General features: G+C 60.2%; 14 protein-coding genes. 7 read left to right on the plus strand and 7 right to left on the minus strand.

Going from position 1 to position 17,607, the window contains the following annotated elements:
• Positions 1-53: 53 nt before the first annotated feature.
• The 3 genes from J8Z22_RS18865 to J8Z22_RS18875 form a co-directional block, all read right to left on the minus strand.
• The gene (locus J8Z22_RS18865) at positions 54-2,939 is read right to left on the minus strand and encodes a DUF748 domain-containing protein (RefSeq protein ID WP_252007571.1); all 2,886 of its coding nucleotides are present in this window, start codon (positions 2,937-2,939) and stop codon (positions 54-56) included.
• Positions 2,940-3,212: 273 nt separating this feature from the next.
• Positions 3,213-4,067, minus strand: a complete 855-nt coding sequence (locus tag J8Z22_RS18870; protein WP_252007574.1) for a general secretion pathway protein GspB — start codon at positions 4,065-4,067, stop codon at positions 3,213-3,215.
• Positions 4,067-5,605 (minus strand): ExeA family protein, encoded by a 1,539-nt coding sequence (locus J8Z22_RS18875; RefSeq protein ID WP_252007577.1) that lies wholly within the window; start codon positions 5,603-5,605, stop codon positions 4,067-4,069. Before J8Z22_RS18875 ends, J8Z22_RS18870 begins: the two co-directional genes overlap by 1 nt.
• Before the next feature lie 109 nt (positions 5,606-5,714).
• On the opposite strand from J8Z22_RS18875, the gene J8Z22_RS18880 reads away from it, so the two are divergent.
• From J8Z22_RS18880 to J8Z22_RS18890, 3 genes are all read left to right on the plus strand, one after another.
• Positions 5,715-6,941 (plus strand): multifunctional CCA addition/repair protein, encoded by a 1,227-nt coding sequence (locus J8Z22_RS18880; protein ID WP_028114433.1) that lies wholly within the window; start codon positions 5,715-5,717, stop codon positions 6,939-6,941.
• Positions 6,942-7,076: 135 nt separating this feature from the next.
• Entirely contained in the window at positions 7,077-9,005 is a 1,929-nt protein-coding gene (locus tag J8Z22_RS18885) for an ATP-dependent DNA helicase RecQ (RefSeq protein ID WP_252007580.1), read from the plus strand.
• A gap of 193 nt (positions 9,006-9,198) precedes the next feature.
• The gene (locus tag J8Z22_RS18890; RefSeq protein WP_252007583.1) at positions 9,199-11,193 is read left to right on the plus strand and encodes a TonB-dependent copper receptor; all 1,995 of its coding nucleotides are present in this window, start codon (positions 9,199-9,201) and stop codon (positions 11,191-11,193) included.
• Between the two features lie 79 nt (positions 11,194-11,272).
• Here J8Z22_RS18890 and J8Z22_RS18895 read toward each other — a convergent pair whose 3' ends face one another.
• From J8Z22_RS18895 to folB, 3 genes are read right to left on the minus strand one after another with little or no spacing between them, the layout of a single operon-like run.
• The gene (locus J8Z22_RS18895) at positions 11,273-12,067 is read right to left on the minus strand and encodes an undecaprenyl-diphosphate phosphatase (protein ID WP_028114430.1); all 795 of its coding nucleotides are present in this window, start codon (positions 12,065-12,067) and stop codon (positions 11,273-11,275) included.
• Positions 12,068-12,574, minus strand: a complete 507-nt coding sequence (gene folK, locus J8Z22_RS18900) for a 2-amino-4-hydroxy-6-hydroxymethyldihydropteridine diphosphokinase (protein WP_252007586.1) — start codon at positions 12,572-12,574, stop codon at positions 12,068-12,070.
• Positions 12,574-12,939 (minus strand): dihydroneopterin aldolase, encoded by a 366-nt coding sequence (gene folB, locus J8Z22_RS18905; RefSeq protein ID WP_245595624.1) that lies wholly within the window; start codon positions 12,937-12,939, stop codon positions 12,574-12,576. Before folB ends, folK begins: the two co-directional genes overlap by 1 nt.
• 154 nt (positions 12,940-13,093) lie before the next feature.
• On the opposite strand from folB, the gene plsY reads away from it, so the two are divergent.
• A complete protein-coding gene (gene plsY, locus J8Z22_RS18910) occupies positions 13,094-13,699 on the plus strand; it encodes a glycerol-3-phosphate 1-O-acyltransferase PlsY (RefSeq protein WP_028114427.1) in 606 nt (201 codons plus the stop codon).
• A 1-nt stretch (position 13,700) separates the two neighbouring features.
• Here plsY and tsaD read toward each other — a convergent pair whose 3' ends face one another.
• Positions 13,701-14,720 carry a tRNA (adenosine(37)-N6)-threonylcarbamoyltransferase complex transferase subunit TsaD gene (gene tsaD / locus J8Z22_RS18915; RefSeq protein ID WP_028114426.1) on the minus strand — a complete coding sequence of 340 codons (1,020 nt, stop codon included), beginning with the start codon at positions 14,718-14,720 and terminating at the stop codon, positions 13,701-13,703.
• A 335-nt stretch (positions 14,721-15,055) separates the two neighbouring features.
• Between tsaD and rpsU the strand changes: the two genes are divergently transcribed.
• The 3 genes from rpsU to dnaG all read left to right on the plus strand — a co-directional run bounded on the left by rpsU (position 15,056) and on the right by dnaG (position 17,579).
• Positions 15,056-15,271 (plus strand): 30S ribosomal protein S21, encoded by a 216-nt coding sequence (gene rpsU, locus J8Z22_RS18920; protein ID WP_084144540.1) that lies wholly within the window; start codon positions 15,056-15,058, stop codon positions 15,269-15,271.
• A 12-nt stretch (positions 15,272-15,283) separates the two neighbouring features.
• Positions 15,284-15,727, plus strand: a complete 444-nt coding sequence (locus tag J8Z22_RS18925; protein ID WP_028114425.1) for a GatB/YqeY domain-containing protein — start codon at positions 15,284-15,286, stop codon at positions 15,725-15,727.
• Between the two features lie 85 nt (positions 15,728-15,812).
• On the plus strand, positions 15,813-17,579 hold the full coding sequence (gene dnaG / locus J8Z22_RS18930) for a DNA primase (RefSeq protein ID WP_028114424.1): 1,767 nt from the start codon (positions 15,813-15,815) through the stop codon (positions 17,577-17,579).
• The last annotated feature ends 28 nt before the right edge of the window (positions 17,580-17,607 follow it).

Consider the following 17,607-nt stretch of genomic DNA (forward strand, 5'->3'; position numbering starts at 1 on the left):
CAATTCAATAAAAAGCCCGCGCTTCGGCGCGGGCTTTTTTGTCCAGGTCTCGGTCAGGGATCGGCATCCAGTTCCAGAATCACCTTGGCACCACTGCGATCAAGCTCCACCCGGCTCTCGCGAATGAACACCCGGTTCGCCGCCAATCCCAGATCGTCACTCAGCACTCGCTTAACGGCATCGGCGCGGGCCGCCGCCAGCGCTGCCAACTCGTCGTCGGCCACCTGGGTCTGAGCCAACAACTGCCGGTACAGTTCAGCCCGCCAGTCGGCATCGGCGTCGGGGTAACTGACTTTCAGGGCTTCGGCGGCACCGACCTCCCGGGTTGCATCGAAGGCCGCCACCAGGGCAGGCTCCAGCGCCGGATCCGGCGCCAGTTCATCGACCTCGGCGCTGGCCCCAAGGCGAGGATCCAGTCTGGCCTTGGCCAGGGCGTGGCCATCCACCGCTGGCATCACCGCCCCCTGCACCGACAGAGTCAGCTTAGGCCGCTGCGCTAACGCCGACACCAACTGTTTCAACTGCCCCTTTTGCGCCGGCGCCACCTGGTCGCTGCCGGCCACAAACACCACCTCATTGGCCGGCTCTTCGCCACCGAGGAGGCTGCCAAGCAGAGAAAAGGGGGAAGTAACAATCTTGGTAATGGCATTAAACAGCGCCTTGCCAATCAATGGACCGATGGCAAAATCCGGCTCGTCGACGTTACCACTGACCTCCAGCCCCAGATCGATAACGCCATTGGCGTCCTGCATCAAGGCGATGGCCAAGGCGACCGGCAGGCTGGTGGCCTTGTCTGAGTCACTGCGCTTACCCAGTTTCAATTTGTCGACCACCACCTGGTTACTGCCTCGAAGCATTTGATCCTCGAGGGCATAGTGCAGCGCCAGATCCAGTTGTCCCTGATCGATGTAGTAACCGGCATACGTGCCGGAGTAGGCGTTCAGGGAGGTGAGATCGAGGTTATCAAACGTCAGCGCCAGGTCGATAAAACTCTCTACCGCCAACGGCTGCAACTCGCCGGTAAGGCTCATCGGAGCATAACGATCCACCTGTCCTCGAATATCAACCACCGCGCGGGAAGCGGGGTCCGAATTCAGCCCTTCGATGCTGCCAGCGAGGGTTTCGATGCCGGTGGCGAATTTCGGGGTCAGGCTGTTATCCGCGAAGAAGGCGCCACCGTCGTTCAACTCGATCCGCTTAATCGCAATCGCTATCGGTGCCGCGTCAGTCTCCTGAGACTGAGGCTGTTCAGCCGCGGGCTTGGCACTGGCGGGCGCCGCTTCAGCAGGCGCGGTCAATGCCTGAATATTGGTACTGCCATCCTCCTCGATGATCACCCGCGCATAGGGCTGATCCACGGTCACCGTATCGATGGACAGTGCCATTGGCACAGTGGTGAATGACAGATCCGCCACTTTCAGCGACTGCCACTTCACAAAATCGCGCCCCTGTTCCGGGTCCTGAGTGACCAGGTCTGCCACCGTTAACGCGCCATCGTAGCTCAGTGCCAGCGGCGACAGCCCCTGAATCACCAATCCCCCCTGGGTCGACAAGGCCCCCTGGGTCAAAGACAACGGCACCAAGGACTGCCAATAGGGCAAGGTATCGGTCAGGGCGAACGTGGACAGACTCAGTTGACTGGTTAGTGAAAATGGCTGCGGGGTCACCTGTCCGTCAAAGGTCAGTGGGCTACGTTCGTTAATGCGGCTGGCCAAAGCTACGTCGATGCTCTGGCTCAGATCCGAACTGATGGGGCCCGCACTGGCCTGATCCAGGTCCAGGCGCCAACTCACCGGCTCAGCCTGGGTGGCATCGGTGAAGGCCAGCCCCAGGTCGCGCAGCTGCAGCTGCGTTAACCTGACCTGCCAGGGGGGCGCAGGCTGCTGTTGCACCGGCTCCGCCGCCGGCGACTCACCACTGTCGGCCAGCAATTCGGCCCAATCCAGCCCCTGAGGGTTCAATTGCATTCTGGCCTGGCCACCCGATAAGGTCACACTGTCCAAGCCAAGGCGTTGCTCCAGCAGCGACATCTCAACGCCCGTCACGGCCAGGGACTCCAGGTTAAGCAAGGGCCGCTGCGCTCGGGTCAGAAGCAATTGACTCAGTGTCAATTGGCTCTGGGACAGTGCCAACTCCAACTCCTGCTGCTGTTGAGCCAGGCGTAATGAAAATTGCGCGTCCACCAGCCCCTGCTGCAGATCAAAATTGAACAACCTGGCCACGAAGGGCCAGTAACGGGTCAGATCCGCCTTATCGAGCCGACCATCCACGGTCAACGCCAGTGGGTTCAATCCCGCCACCACCGACAGCGCCAGGGTGCCGCCGCCTTTTCCGGTCAGCGCCAGTTGCAGCCGGTTGTCCTGGGCCGCCAGCGCCAGGTCTGTGGCTTGCAACTGCAGTTGAGTCAGTTCGGTACTGGCACCATCCTGCTGCTGATAACGAACCCGGCCTTGGGACAGTTGAATCCGGTCGATGGTGACCCCGGGCGGCTTAGCCGCTGGCGCAGGCGCCGGGGTATCGTCTTCCGGTGCGTTAAGCACCGGCGCCAGAACCTGCATCAGGTTAGAGTCACCTTCAGCCCGCTCGATGTAATTCACATAGGGGGCCGTCAGGGACACCTCACGCAGACAGGCTTGCCAGCTAAACAGGGAACGCCAGGGATCCAGATCCACCGAGAAATGCTCAAAGCCCGCCAACGACTGGCCATCGGCATCCATCAGCGCCAACCGGTGCAACTGCAGTTGCCAGGTGAAGGGGTGAAACTGAGCCTGCCCCAGTGTCAACTGGCCATTGAGCTGTTCGCCTGCCAGTTGCGGTAACTGGCGCTCAATCACTCTTGGTAATACCCAGCCACTCAGCAGCAGATACAGACCCAACAGCGCCACCACCACAGTGATGCGCTTTGTCCAGGGTCGCGCCCACACAGTTTTAATATCCACACGGCTCCCTAGTCGAAAACGACAACCTTAACGGCCAGTTTTGCGGCGAGTCTTAATCATAGACCGCCGCGGCTCTTTCCCTGGCTGACAGTGCTTATTCAGTCACGGCACGCCGTTTAATGACGCCGCCGAGATCATAGAGTTATGACGATCATTATACCCGCAGCCACTGGATAAGTTGCTGTCGCAATGACATTTCTCAGCTGCTTTTTTTGTCGCGGTAAGAACCACAAAAAAAGGAGCCCGCAGGCTCCTTGGTGTTCACCGCCGCAATCAGAGTTGACCCAGGGCGGGCACGCTGAATGCCTGGCCGGCTTTCTCGAGAATCACCTCATTGGGACGAATCTCTTTCAGGGTGACACCGGGCGCCACCGCATCCCCCTCCTGAAGCTCTCGACCGTTGGCCCGCAGCCAGCGGTTGTCGGCGTCGGAGGAGTACACATGGGCGGTGATGTTGATGTCCGGCAAGCCCTTCTGGAAGGCCCAGGGTAAGGTGCCCAGCTTGGGCGCCTCGGTCGGTTGTTGGCTAGCCACTTCGGCAGGCTTTGGCGCCATCAGCGCTTCGGCGCTCAGTGACGTCGCCTCAGGCTCGCTCACTGGCGTCGGCTCCACGGCTGGTTCCTCGGCCGGCTCCGCCAAATCCAAATCCGCCACCGCCTGTTCAAAGGCCGCCAACAGCTTGGCATTGGCCGGTTCACTGACCTCGGCCGGCGTCGAAGCCACGACCTCAGGCTCGGTAACAATGGCAGCGTCGCTGCGAACCTCCTTGCCTGTCGGGGCTGCCGGCTGGCTTACCTCGGTCGTCATACGCTGCTGCTCGGGTTGGTACAGATACTGCACCGGCTCTGGTTCTGGTTCTGGCGCGACGTCGAAGGCCACCGGAATCGGCATCGCCACCTGCTTGACCCGCACCACCTCAGCCGCCACCTGGGCTGGCGCCTCGATTTCGGGCACCGGTTGCAGGGCCAGTACGGCGTACATCGCCACCGCCCCCGTCAGGGCCCCCGCCAGCGGCCAGGCAAAATGCCAGGGCAGGGCCGACTTCGGTGCCAGAGGCACCGCCACGGTGGCATCGAGTTGGCCTTGCTGCTGCTTTTCCCGACCCACTGCATCCAATAAATACGACATTAGCCCTGGCCTCCATCACTCAGGCGCGGGCCATGGGAATTCCCCAGCACGCTGATCAACTCCAGAGTCTGCCTGCCGGCCACTCCATCCACATCCAGACCATACCGCCGCTGAAAGCGCTCCACCGCCTGACGAATACCCTCGTCGTAATGGTCAACAATTCTGGCCTGGCGCTGTTGTAACCGGCTCAGGCTGTTCTCCAACCACTGCACCTGGCCTTCAGGGCTGCCCTGGCTGATGAGCCGCGGCAACGACTCGGAAGCCTGCCACAGCAGGGTGTAATGGCCATCGAAATGACGAATAAACCACTCCTGGGATACCGCCACCCATTGGTCGCCAAACTGCAACGTCAGTTGCTGTGACTCTCGGCTGAGTAAAGCCCCGTAATAAGGCGAGCCATCGTCATCCCGCAAGCCCACCACCGCCGGATAATCCATCTTCAGCAACTGCTGCCAACTGCTGACTCCTGCCAGGCAGGCCAGGCCCTGAGTCTGGGCAAAGTCGCAGGGGGCGTTGGCCGGCACCGGCTTATGCCAATGATGAAACAACGCCTGATAGGCCTGCAGATCCTGTTGGAAGCGCGCCAAATCCGGCGCCGGCTCCGCCGCCTCCACCGCCTGGGACACCGTCACCGGTTCCGGTCGCGGTGTCAGGGCATAGACCACGGCGGCACTGGCCAGCGCCGACACGGCGGTGGCCGCCAGCCAGGGCCAACGCCCCCGAGCCTTGGCTTTGATCCCCAGCACCTCCGCCGCGGCCGCCTCCACTTCGCGCCGTCCGAGATGAATTTTCTGGTGGGCAAAGCCCCCCATCAACGCCCGCTCACACAACAGGTTGATCACCCGCGGCACGCCGCCGCTGTACTGGTGCAGGGCACGAATGGCCCCGGGCTTAAACAGTGGCTGAGGCCGTCCCGCCACCTGCAACCGATGCTGCACGTAAAAGGCCACCTCTTCCCGGGTCAACGGCAACAGATGGTAGCGAGCGGTAATTCGCTGGGCCAACTGACGCAGTTCCCGTCGCTGCAACAACTCCTGCAACTCCGGCTGACCAATCAAAATCACCTGCAACAGTTTGCGAGTGTCGGTCTCCAGGTTGGTCAGCAGTCGCAATTGCTCCAGCACCTCGGGTTTCAGGTGCTGAGCCTCATCGATGATCATCACCGTGTTGCGGCCAGCTTGGTGGTTGGCCAACAGGAAGGCGCTGATCTTATCCGTCAGCTGCTTTAGGGTCGGGTCTGGATCGTAGCCAATCTTCAGTTCGTCACACAGAGTTGCCAGCAACTCCAGCTCGGTCAGGGCCGGATTCAGAATGAAGGCGGTGTCGGTATTGTCCGGCAACTGAGCCAGCAGGCTGCGTGACACCGTGGTTTTGCCGGTTCCGACCTCGCCGGTTAACAGCACAAACCCCCCGTGCTCGCCGAGGCCATAGGTCAGATGGGCCAGGGCTTCTCGGTGGCGGCCGCTGAGAAACAGAAACGCGGGGTTGGGGGCGATGGAAAACGGGCTTTCCGTTAGCCCGTAAAATCCCTTATACATAGCAGGTGTGCGCTCTCGAACGAATTTGCCCCAAGGTACGACCTGGCTTCTGGCTTGTCAAAGCCGAGAAGTCATATAATGACCGAGCTAATACTATTGGGAGCAACAAGTGCAGATTTACTTAGTAGGCGGAGCCGTCCGGGATCAGTTGTTGGGCTTGGAGATCAAAGACCGGGATCATGTGGTGGTGGGCGCCACCCCTGAGCAGATGCTGGCACAGGGATACCAGCAGGTGGGTAAGAGCTTTCCGGTGTTTCTGCACCCCGACAGCCACCAGGAGTACGCCCTGGCCCGCACCGAGCGCAAAGCCGGCCATGGCTACACCGGCTTCGACGTCTGTGCCGATCCGAGCGTCACCCTGGAAGCGGACCTGTTGCGCCGGGACCTGACCATTAACGCCATCGCCCAGGCCCAGGATGGCAGCCTCACCGACCCCTATGGCGGCCAGCAGGATCTGGAGAAGCGCCTGCTGCGCCACGTCTCCGGGGCCTTCGTCGAAGATCCGCTGCGCGTATTGCGAGTAGCCCGGTTTGCCGCCCGCTTCCATAGCCTGGGTTTTACCGTGGCCGACGAGACTCTGGCGCTGATGCGTCAGCTGGCCGAGTCCGGCGAGTTAGCCCACCTGACGCCGGAACGGGTCTGGAGTGAAACCGAGCGCGCCCTCTGCGGCCCGACCCCCAGAGTCTATTTCGAGGTACTGCACGCCTGCGGCGCCTTGACGGTACTGATGCCAGAACTGGCGGCCCTGGCCGGCGTGCCCCAGCCGCCGGCCCACCACCCGGAGGTCGACAGCCTGGAGCATACGCTGCTGACCCTGAACCGGGCGGCGGCGCTGTCGCCGTCTGTGACTATTCGGTTTGCCGCCCTGGTCCACGATCTGGGCAAGGCGCTGACCCCCAGGGAGCAATGGCCCCAGCACATTCGCCACGAGCAACTGGGACGAGAGCCCTTGTTGGCACTGTGCCAACGCCTCAAGGTACCCAACGCCTGCGCCGAACTGGCGGAGATCGCCTGCGTACAGCACCTCAAAGTCCATCGGGCCAAAGAGTTGAAGCCGCAAACCCTGCTGAAGCTGTTTGACCGGGTCGATGCCTGGCGCAAACCGGAGCGGTTTGCCGACCTGCTGTTGGTTTGCCAGGCCGATGCCCAGGGACGACAAGGCTTTGAGCAACGGCCCTACCCTCAGGCGGATTACCTGAGCCAGGCGCTGGCGGTAGCCAACCGGGTTCAGGTGCGCCCCATTGTCGAAGCTGGCTTCAAAGGCCCGGCCATCAAGGCCGAACTGGCTCGACAACGCATCGAAGCGCTGAGCCGCTATAAAGCCGACGCACAATGAGCCCCGGGTCGATGGCGGCCTTGTGCGCCATTGACCTGCTATGCTCCCCGACTTTGCTGATCCTGTTGCCGGCACCGCCACCGACGCTCCCCGGGCCATATACTGAGATCAGCCTCCTTTATCAGGATCCTTGTTATGCCCCACTCTCTGCTGCAGCAGCACTTCGGTTTCACTCAGTTTCGTCCTGGCCAGGAAGCGGTCATCGGCCACCTGCTCGGCGGGCACAGCAGCGCCGCCATTTTTCCTACCGGCTCCGGCAAGTCGCTGTGCTATCAACTGCCGGCGCTGGCCTTGCCCCACCTGACCCTGGTGATCTCGCCGCTGCTGGCGCTGATGCAGGACCAGCTGGCCTTCCTGCAATCCAAGGGCATCGCTGCCGCCAGCATCGACTCCAGCCAGAGTTACGACCAGGCTCAGCGGGTGATGCAGCAGGTGCGCCAGGGAGAGATCAAGATCCTGATGATCTCGGTGGAACGCCTCAAGAACGAGCGTTTTCGCCGCTTCATCAGCCAGGTTCCGTTGTCCCTGCTGGTGGTGGATGAAGCCCACTGCATCTCGGAGTGGGGACACAACTTTCGCCCGGACTACCTGAAACTGCCGGATTACCGTCGCTGGCTGAAGATCCCACAGGTGCTGCTGCTCACCGCCACCGCCACCCCCAGAGTGATTGAGGACATGGCAGCCCGGTTTGAGATTCCGCCGCAACAGATCGTGACCACCGGTTTCTACCGCCCCAATCTGGATCTGAATGTGGTGGCACTGACCCCGGCCGAGCGCCAGCCCTACCTGTTGGAATACCTGCTCCCCAGGCAGGGACAGCCGACCATCGTCTATGTCACCCAACAGAGCAGCGCCGATGATCTGGCCCGCTACCTGTCCGATCATGGCGTCGCTGCCCAGGCTTACCACGCCGGCATGGACCATCCTCGGCGTCAATCCCTGCAACAGAGCTTCATGGCCGGGACCTGCAACACCATTGTTGCCACCATCGCCTTTGGCATGGGGGTGGACAAAGCCGACATTCGCCAGGTGGTGCACTTCGATCTGCCCAAATCCATCGAGAACTACTCGCAGGAGATCGGCCGCGCCGGCCGCGACGGCGAGCGCTCCGAATGCCTGCTGATGGCCAACACCGCCAACCGTTCGGTGCTGGAGAATTTTGTCTACGGCGACACCCCGGAGCTGGCCGGCATTCAGGAGGTGGTCAATCAAATGGCCGCCGCCGGGCCGCAGTGGGAACTGCTGGCCACCGCCCTGTCCAACGACAGCAACGTCCGCTCCCTGCCGCTGCGAACCCTGCTGGTGTACCTGGAGATGGCAGGGGTCGTGCAGCCCCAGTACAGCTACTTTGCCGAGGTCAAATTTAAGCTGCTGGCCGATGAAGCCACGTTGTTGACCCGTTTCGACGGTGAACGGCGCCAGTTCTTGCAGGCGCTGTTGACTCACTCCAACAAGGCCCGCACCTGGTACCAGCCCGACTTCGACGCCCTTCATCAAAGCTATGGCTCCGATCGCAACCGCGCCATGGTGGCGCTGGAGTACCTGGCGGACCAGCAGTTGCTGGAGCTGCAAAGCAAGCAGATGACCGAAGTCTATCGAGTGACTCAGCCGCTGCCGCCGTTACCCCCTCTGGTGCAGCAGTTGCATCAACAGTTTCTCGACAAGCAGCAGAGTGAGATCGACCGCATCGCCCAGATGCTGGCGTTGCTGCAGGAGCCCAACTGCCTGAGCCGCGCTTTGGCACAGTACTTCGGTGACCCGGACGCGCCGCAACGCTGCGGTCACTGCTCGGCCTGTCGCGGTCAGGGGGTCTCCCTGCCCGCCACCCCACAGGCCGACGATGAATCGATGCCGCAATACCAACAGTGGCTTTCGCCACTGGCCGAGGCGGTGGAACGACGTTACCAGACGCCGCTGACCCCAGAGTTGGCCAGTCGCTTTCTGGCGGGAATCCCCACCCCCTGGCTTGGAAAACTGCGGGCCCGCTCCCTGGCCGGATTTGGTGCCCAGACTCAGGTGCCCTTTGCCCGGCTGCTGGAACTGTGCCGCCAGGCACTGGCATGAACCGCGGTCATCGCTCTCACCCAGCAAACATAAAAAGTAAAAAAATTCCTCAAAACCAGTAGATAATTCCCCATTAAAACAGGCAACTGCGACCGATTGTCGCAGTTTGCCCCGGCGCGATTGCCGCCCTGAGACTAAGACAAAATAATGGCATTCATTCCAACATTACTTGTCTTAACACTCAGGAAGAGAAATGAAATTTGCATTGTTACCCAGTGCCATTGCAGTCGCCGGTCTGCTGTCCTGGCCCGCCGCGGCCGAGCCCACTGATAGTCAGGATGACGGTCAGTGTGACCATCAACGCTGCGACGAACGGATGGTGATCACCGCCGAACCCATGCAGACCCCGCTGACCATCGTCACCGATCCCAAGCAGCCCAGGCAGCCGCTGCCGGCGTTTGACGGCTCCGGTTTTCTTCGCACCATTCCCGGCTTTACCGTAACCCGCAAGGGCGGCTCCGGCGGCGACATCAGCCTGCGTGGCCTGGGAGGATCTCGCATCAATGTGGTCAACGACGGTCAGCAGGTCGGCGGCACCTGTGGCGGCCGCATGGATCCGCCCACCAACTACATCTCACCGGAAACCTATGAGCAGGTTACAGTCATCAAAGGCCCGCAGACCGTCAAATACGGTCCGGTAGGCAGCGCCGGAACCGTGTTGTTTGAGCGCACTCACTATGGCCTGGCCGAAGCGGGTACCGAAGGCCGCGCCAGCCTCACCGCAGGCAGTTTTGATCGCAAAGATTACCTGATGGAGCTGAGCGCCGGCACCACCGAGCACTACTGGAGCCTGGACATCAACGGCTCCCAGAGCGACGACTTCAAAGACGGCGACGGCACCACCATGCAGTCGGAGTACGACCGCCAGAGCGTACATACCGCCGTGGGCTGGACGCCAGACGAAGATACCGTGGTGGAGCTGGGTTACGGGTACTCTCAAGGCAGCGCCGAGTACGCCGACCGCGCCAACAAAGCCCGCCAGATCGACAATGAAAATCTGACCCTGTTGGCCCGGACGGGCCTCGACTGGGGCTGGATTCAGGGGGTGGAATGGCAGGCCTACGCCAATGAAAATGACCACATCATGGATCAGTTCGATCGGCCGGTAACCGATCCGGACAACCTGCCCATGGGCATGAACCCCAAACGCACCAACTACGGCGGCCACCTGTGGCTGGAGCTGATGCCCAATGTCAACTGGGGGGCCACCGTCGGCCTGGATCTGCTCGACAGCACCCAGGAGATGCGCGGCGGCAAGAGTCTGGATGAACTGGAAAGCGCCAGCTTCGAAGAGGTGTTTAACAAACAAAACCTGGGGCTGTTTATCGAATCCGATGCCGCGGTGGGTCAAGGCACCCTGTTTACTGGGCTACGATACGATCGCTGGCGTACGCGTCTCAGCGGCAGCTGGGCCGGCGCCGGCAAAGACAACGATCGTGACGACGACCTGTTCAGTGGCTTTGTCCGTTACGAAATCGAGCGCGGTAACCACCAATGGTACGTCGGCGCCGGCCACGCCGAGCGTCTGCCGGATTACTGGGAAGTGATGAAAGCCGGTAAACGCCTGACCCTGGACCCGGAAACCACCGACCAACTCGACATCGGCTGGATCCATCAGGGGCCGTTGGAGCTGTCGCTGTCGCTGTTCTATGCCGACATTCAGGACTACATCCTCATCGACACTCAGACCATGCCTAACGCCCGCAACATCGACGCCACCCTGTGGGGCGGCGAAGCCGGCCTGACCTACCGGTTTGCCGAGCGCTGGAGCTGGGTCACTACCCTGGCCTACAGCCATGGCGACAACGACAGCGACGATACCCCCTTGGGCCAGGTGTCACCGCTGGAGGGTAAGCTGGCGCTGAACTACGACGGCGATGCCTGGAACTTCGGTGCCCTGTGGCGGCTGGTGGCGGCCCAGGATCGGGTCACCGTGGGCCAGGGCAACATCGTTGGCCAGGATCTGGGGGAGACCGCCGGCTTTGGCGTGCTGTCGCTGAACGGCGCCTGGAAACCCACCGCCGCGGTCGCAGTCAGCCTGGGTATCGACAACCTGTTCGATAAAACCTATGCCGAGCACGTCAGTAAATCCGGCGCCGGTAACGACCTGTTGCCCCCCGAGCAGCGCACCGTGCAGGTGAACGAACCCGGCCGCAACCTGTGGGTCAAGCTGGACTACCAGTTCTGATTCCGAGGCCGGCGCCGTTACGGCGTCGACCCGCACAAAAAAACGGCCACTGAGGCCGTTTTTTTATTGTTGCCTGACTTCAGACAAAGAAGGCGAACAGCACCCCGGCCAGCGCCAGGCGATAGATCACGAAGGGCAGCATGCCCATTCGACTGATGATCTTCAGGAAGAAGTGGATGCACAGATAGGCGGAGATAAAGGCCACCACCAATGCGGCACTGAGAGAGGTCCAGTCTACCGGCTCTGGATTGCTGACCAACCCCAAGGCCTCATAGCCTCCGGCCAGGGCACCGACGGGAATCGCCAGCAAGAAAGAGAACCGGGCCGCCGCCATGCGGCTCAGCCCCAGAAACAGCGCCGCGGTAATGGTGGCTCCGGAGCGGGAAGTCCCCGGGATCAGCGCCAGGGCTTGAGCCAGACCAATCACCAGCACGATCTGCCAGGTGATGTCGGCGATCTCCCGCTTCTCGCTTGGCTTACTGTCGGCCCACCACAGCAACAGACCAAACACCAACGTGGTGGAAGCCAGTACCCAGGATGCCCGCAGCTCGGTGGAGATAAAATCGTTAAACAGGATGCCCGCCAGGCCGACGGGAATGGTACCCAGAATGATCAGCCAGGCCAGGCGACTGTACTCACTGTGCTGGCCGGTCAGAGATCGAAGCCAGGCCATCAACAACTTGCTGACGTCCTCTCGAAAGTAGATCACCACCGCCACCCAGGTGCCCAGATTAATGATGGCATCAAAGGCCAATCCCTGATCCGGCCAACCCAGTACCTGAGAAGGCAAAATCAGGTGCGCCGAGCTGGAAATCGGCAAAAACTCGGTGACGCCTTGAATCAGCGCCAGCCAAAAGGCTTGAATCAGGTCCATTTACTGTTGGTCTCCCGCACGCGGCCAGTGAAAGCTCACCGGCCACAGCTTCTGTGTAGTCTTATCAAATTTCTGCCACAGCTGTGACAGGCTCGCACCACTCCCTGGCAAGATCATGGTCGGGGCCAGCTCCGACAGTGGCCACAGCACAAAGGCGTTGTAGCGAATTTCCGGCCTGGGCAATACTACGGGGTGCTGACAACACAAATCGTCGTACAGCAGCAGATCGAGATCGACGCTGCGACTGGAAAATTTCCTGGCGTTCAACGGCCGGCCATGGGCCAGCTCAATGGCTTTCAACCTGGCGATGGTATTGGCCACTGACTCATTCGAATCGCAGGCCACCACAAAGTTCAGAAAATTGTCACCGGAGAAGCCAACCGCTTCACTTTCAAACACCTGGCTCAACTGCAGCGGTCCGAACTGGCGCTGCAGATCGTCCAGCGCCGGCGGCAAGGCCCGGTGCGGGTCGATGTTACCACCGACGCTGATGAAGATGCGTGCCATCAGCCCGCCCGCTGACCACGGGCGATGCGTACTCCCAGCGTGGTGGTATTGGCCACCGCGCCCGGTTTATGCACCGTTACCTGGACCCAGTTAACGGAAAAGCGGCTACGGATCAGCTCGGCCACCTTTTCCGCCACGGTTTCAATCAGTTCATGAGGTGCCCCTTCGACCAGCTCCACCACCGCCTTGGACACCGTGTCGTAACACAGGGCCTGGCGATAGTCGTCACTGCTGGCCGCCGGCTTGATGTCCCAGCTCATCTCCAGATCGAGATACAGGGCCTGACGAATCTGCTTTTCCCAGTCGAAAACGCCGATCACCGACTCACATTTCAACTGCTGAATAAACACCGTATCTGCTTGCAAGGCTGGTACTCCCATCAAAGGTTAGATACCCTAACGCTCTGTCTGTTTTAGGTTTGCGCAGGATAATAATCGCTTTCGGCGTCTGTCAGCAAACCCAATCCGGCCGCGTCGGCATTAGCGCCAGAATTTAGGTTGCGAAGGAAACCCTCACTCTATGGTTCCACTGATGATTGTACTGGCCTACCTACTGGGATCGATTTCCAGTGCGGTTTTGGTGTGCAAACTGAAAGGGTTACCGGATCCCCGCTACCATGGTTCCAACAACCCGGGCGCCACCAACGTCCTGCGTCTGGGGGGCAAGGCGGCGGCGGTGATGGTACTGCTGTTCGACGTCCTCAAAGGCACCATTCCAGTCTGGACCGGCTACTACCTGGGCATCGACCCTCTGTCGTTGGCCTTCATCGGTATCGCCGCCTGTCTGGGCCACATCTACCCGGTATTTTTTGGCTTCAAAGGCGGTAAAGGCGTGGCCACCGCCCTGGGAGCGCTGGCCCCCATCAGCGACTGGATGGGCTTGCTGATCATCGCCACCTGGCTGGTGATCGTGTTTATCACTCAGTACGCGTCATTGGGGGCGGTGCTGACCTCAATGCTGGCACCGCTGTATACCTACCTGATCAAGCCCCAGTACACGTTGTCGGTGGCGCTGCTGTGCCTGCTGATCATCTGGCGTCACCAGGACAATTTGGTGCGGCTATGGCAAGGCAAGGAACCCAAGGTGTCCGAGCGCATCAAGCGCAAACGCGACGGACACCCCTGACTCAGCTTCCCGGCTTCTCCAGGCTGTCCAATGGCCAGCGCGGCTGCCCTTTGACGGCCAGAGGCTGGGTCTCACCCGCCTTCAGACGCTGCAACCCCGCATAGGCGATCATGGCGCCGTTATCGGTGCAGAACTCATTGCGCGGGTAAAACACCTCACCGTTGAGCTTATCCATCATCGCCTTTAACTCCGCCCGCAAGTGACGGTTGGCACTGACGCCTCCGGCCACCACCAGCCGGTTCAGGCCGGTCTGCTTCAGGGCTCGACGACACTTGATCGCCAGAGTGCCCACCACCGCATCCTCGAAGGCGCGGGCGATGTCGGCCCGAGTCTGATCGCTGTCGTCTTCGGCGGCAATGGTGTTGGCCGCGAACGTCTTCAGGCCGGAAAAGCTGAAATCCAGGCCGGGGCGATCACACATGGGACGGGGAAAGGTAAATCGGCCACTGTGCCCCTGCTGAGCCAGCTTAGACAGCAGCGGGCCACCTGGGTAATCCAACCCCATCAACTTAGCCGTCTTATCGAAGGCTTCACCGGCAGCATCGTCGATGGACTCGCCCAGCATCTGGTACTGACCAATGCCGTCCACCTGTACCAGCATGGTATGGCCCCCGGACACCAGCAGTGCCACGAATGGGAACGATGGCGGCACCTCCTCCAGCATCGGTGCCAGCAGGTGCCCCTCCATGTGATGCACGGCCACGGCGGGCTTGTCCCAGGCAAACGCCAGGCTACGACCGACGCAAGCGCCCACCAGTAACGCGCCAACCAGACCCGGGCCGGCGGTGTAGGCGATGCCGTCGAGCTGCTCAGCCGTGGTGTCGGCATCGATCATCGCCTGCTTGATCAGCGGAATGATCTTGCGAACGTGGTCCCGGGACGCCAGTTCTGGCACCACGCCACCGTAATCCGCATGCAGTTTCACCTGGCTGTAGAGGGCATGGGACAGCAATCCCTGCTCATCATCGTAGATGGCAATGCCGGTTTCATCACAGGAAGTTTCGATTCCCAACAGTCGCATGCTAGACTCTCTTGCTAAAATTTGAAGGACGCAATTCTACCTGTGCTCAGCGCCGGATACCAACCCAGCATTCTGCCGGGACAGTAACCGGGGGACGGTCCCGCCGTACGGACGGGCCCGACAAGGCGGAAAAATACCAATAAATTGCTTAATTCAGAGCAGTTTGCGTTACCACCCTTGGGCCTGCCCAAGGGTGTGGGTGACTATTGGGTCAGTTATCGACATGACTGCCCTTTACAAGCCTGCCTTGTTCAGAGTAGAATTTCGCACCATTTTGAAGTTCTGCTGGTCAAAAGATGACCAGCGTTAACCCCATTTATTGAGGTGAGTGGCAGATGCCAGTAATTAAAGTACGTGAAAACGAACCGTTTGACGTAGCCCTACGTCGCTTCAAGCGTTCTTGTGAAAAGGCAGGTATCCTGTCTGAAGTACGTCGTCGCGAGCACTACGAGAAGCCTACCACTGCACGTAAGCGTGCTAAAGCTGCCGCTTCCAAGCGTCACGCTAAGAAGCTGTCTCGTGAAAACGCACGTCGTACTCGTCTGTACTAAGTAGAGACGACTATGTCTGTAATTGAGCGTTTAAAAGAAGAGCAAAAAGCTGCCATGCGTGCCAAAGCTAAGGCGCGTCTGGGAGCCATTCGTCTCGCTCTGGCTGCCATTAAGCAGCTGGAAGTCGATGGCCAGAAAACACTGTCTGACGACGAAGCCATCGCTGTACTGACCAAAATGGTTAAACAGCGTCGCGATTCCATCAGTCAGTATGAAGCTGCCAATCGCCAGGACCTGGCCGACGTGGAAGCCGCCGAAGTCGTGGTGCTGCAGGAGTTCCTGCCACAACCTCTGACCGACGACGAACTGGCCGCTCTGATTGAAAAGGCAATGGCTGATTCCGGTGCCAGCTCAATGCAAGACATGGGCAAGGTGATGGGGCTGCTGAAGCCTCAGGTTCAGGGTCGTGCCGACATGGGGGCCTTAAGTGGTCTCATTAAGGCGCGTCTGGGCTAAGTCAGCTTGCCTTCGCGTGAAACAAGCCGTGCCCTGCACGGCTTGTTCGTCTCTATTCGATCGCTTTCAGGAGACTCTGAAGTAAGTGGCAGGCCGTATCCCAAGAGATTTCATTGACCAGCTACTGGCCCGAGTCGACATTGTCGACCTGATCGACGCACGCGTAAAATTAAAGAAATCAGGCAAAAACCACAGCGCCTGTTGCCCTTTCCATAACGAAAAATCCCCCTCCTTCACCGTCAGTCAGGATAAGCAGTTCTATCACTGTTTTGGCTGTGGCGCCCACGGTAACGCCCTGGACTTTGTGATGGAGTACGACCGTTTGGAGTTCGTTGACGCCATCGAAGATCTGGCGGCAATGATGGGTATGGAAGTCCCCCGGGAGCAAGGCAATCAACGCAGCAATGCGGCCCAGGCCCCCAAACTGACCAGCCATTACGAATTGATGGACTGGGCAGCCAAATTTTTTCAATTGCAGCTGAGAAAACACCCCAGCCGCCAAGCCGTCATTGAGTACATCCAGCAGCGTGGGCTGGACGGTGACACGGTCAAACGCTTCGGAATCGGCTTTGCCCCCGATGGCTGGGACAACCTGCAATCGCAACACAAGCACAACCCCAGCGGCCTGGCGACGCTCACCGAGTGTGGCATGCTGATCGCCAAAGAGGGCGGCGGCCGCAGCTACGACCGCTTCCGCGACCGGCTGATGTTTCCCATCCGCGACCGTCGCGGCCGGGTGGTGGCCTTTGGTGGCCGGGTACTGGGTGACGGCACCCCGAAATACCTGAACTCGCCGGAAACCCCTATCTTTCACAAGGGACGGGAGCTGTATGGGCTGTATGAACTGAAACAGCACCAACGCAATCCGCAGCGAATCCTGGTGGTGGAAGGCTACATGGATGTGGTGGCCCTGGCCCAGCATGGCATCCCTTACGCGGTGGCGTCTCTGGGCACCTCAACCACCTCGGATCAGATGCAGTTGCTGCTGCGCACCAGCAGCCAGATCATCTGCTGCTATGACGGCGACAATGCCGGCCGGGAAGCGGCCTGGCGCGCCATGGAAACCGCATTGCCGCACCTGCGCGATGGCGTGCAGCTGAAGTTTATGTTCCTGCCGGACGGCGAAGACCCTGACAGCCTGGTGCGCCAGCAGGGGCAACAGGCTTTTGAAGCCCTGGTGGACGACGCCACGCCGTTGTCGGACTACCTGTTCTCCACCATGTTGAAACAGGCGGACCTCTCCAGCCAGGAAGGCAAGTCCAAGTTGGCCACCAGCATGGTGCCACTGTTGAATCAAATCCCGGAGGGGCTGCTGAAAGAGAGTTTATTCTCACAGCTGGAGCGCTCTCTGGGCTGGGGAGCCCGCTCCCTTCGAACCCAATCCACTCCCGCGGTGTCTCAACCTAAGGGAGTGCAAGGCCGAGGCACACCGGTTCGCCGGGCCATCGCCTTGTTGCAACAACACCCTCAGTTGGGTTACCAGCTGCCGGCCCAGGAGGAGTTAGCTCACCTGGACCTGGCCGGTCTGCCACTGCTGAGGGAGATGTTGGAGCTGTGCCGTCCAGAGCCTTTGACCACAGGGCAGTTGATGGAACGGTTCCGCGGGCGCCCGGAATATGGTGCCCTGAGTAAACTCCTTGGCTGGAAACTGGAGATCGAAGACGAATCTCTTTTCGAACAGGAGTTTACCGATTGTTTATTGTGGTTGAATCAACGATTTTTTGAGCAGATGTCAGAGCAACTGCAGCGTAAAGCGCGTGATGGTTCGATAACCACCGAGGAGCTTAGGCAGTTACAAGAGATGAATCTGTTATTACAGGGGCTGAAAGCGTCCCGAAAGGCTAGCGATTGAACATGCAAAAAGCTATAATTGGCTATTT

The sequence above is a fragment of the Ferrimonas sp. SCSIO 43195 genome (assembly GCF_023716685.1).
GTDB lineage: Bacteria > Pseudomonadota > Gammaproteobacteria > Enterobacterales > Shewanellaceae > Ferrimonas > Ferrimonas kyonanensis.

Coding starts and splice junctions, on each gene's coding strand:
- plsY (WP_028114427.1), top strand. CDS start 13,094: ATGGTTCCACTGATGATTGTACTGGCCTACCTACTGGGATCGATTTCC.
- rpsU (WP_084144540.1), top strand. CDS start 15,056: ATGCCAGTAATTAAAGTACGTGAAAACGAACCGTTTGACGTAGCCCTA.
- J8Z22_RS18875 (WP_252007577.1), bottom strand. CDS start 5,605: ATGTATAAGGGATTTTACGGGCTAACGGAAAGCCCGTTTTCCATCGCC.
- J8Z22_RS18925 (WP_028114425.1), top strand. CDS start 15,284: ATGTCTGTAATTGAGCGTTTAAAAGAAGAGCAAAAAGCTGCCATGCGT.
- J8Z22_RS18885 (WP_252007580.1), top strand. CDS start 7,077: ATGCCCCACTCTCTGCTGCAGCAGCACTTCGGTTTCACTCAGTTTCGT.
- tsaD (WP_028114426.1), bottom strand. CDS start 14,720: ATGCGACTGTTGGGAATCGAAACTTCCTGTGATGAAACCGGCATTGCC.
- J8Z22_RS18890 (WP_252007583.1), top strand. CDS start 9,199: ATGAAATTTGCATTGTTACCCAGTGCCATTGCAGTCGCCGGTCTGCTG.
- J8Z22_RS18870 (WP_252007574.1), bottom strand. CDS start 4,067: ATGTCGTATTTATTGGATGCAGTGGGTCGGGAAAAGCAGCAGCAAGGC.
- J8Z22_RS18895 (WP_028114430.1), bottom strand. CDS start 12,067: ATGGACCTGATTCAAGCCTTTTGGCTGGCGCTGATTCAAGGCGTCACC.
- folK (WP_252007586.1), bottom strand. CDS start 12,574: ATGGCACGCATCTTCATCAGCGTCGGTGGTAACATCGACCCGCACCGG.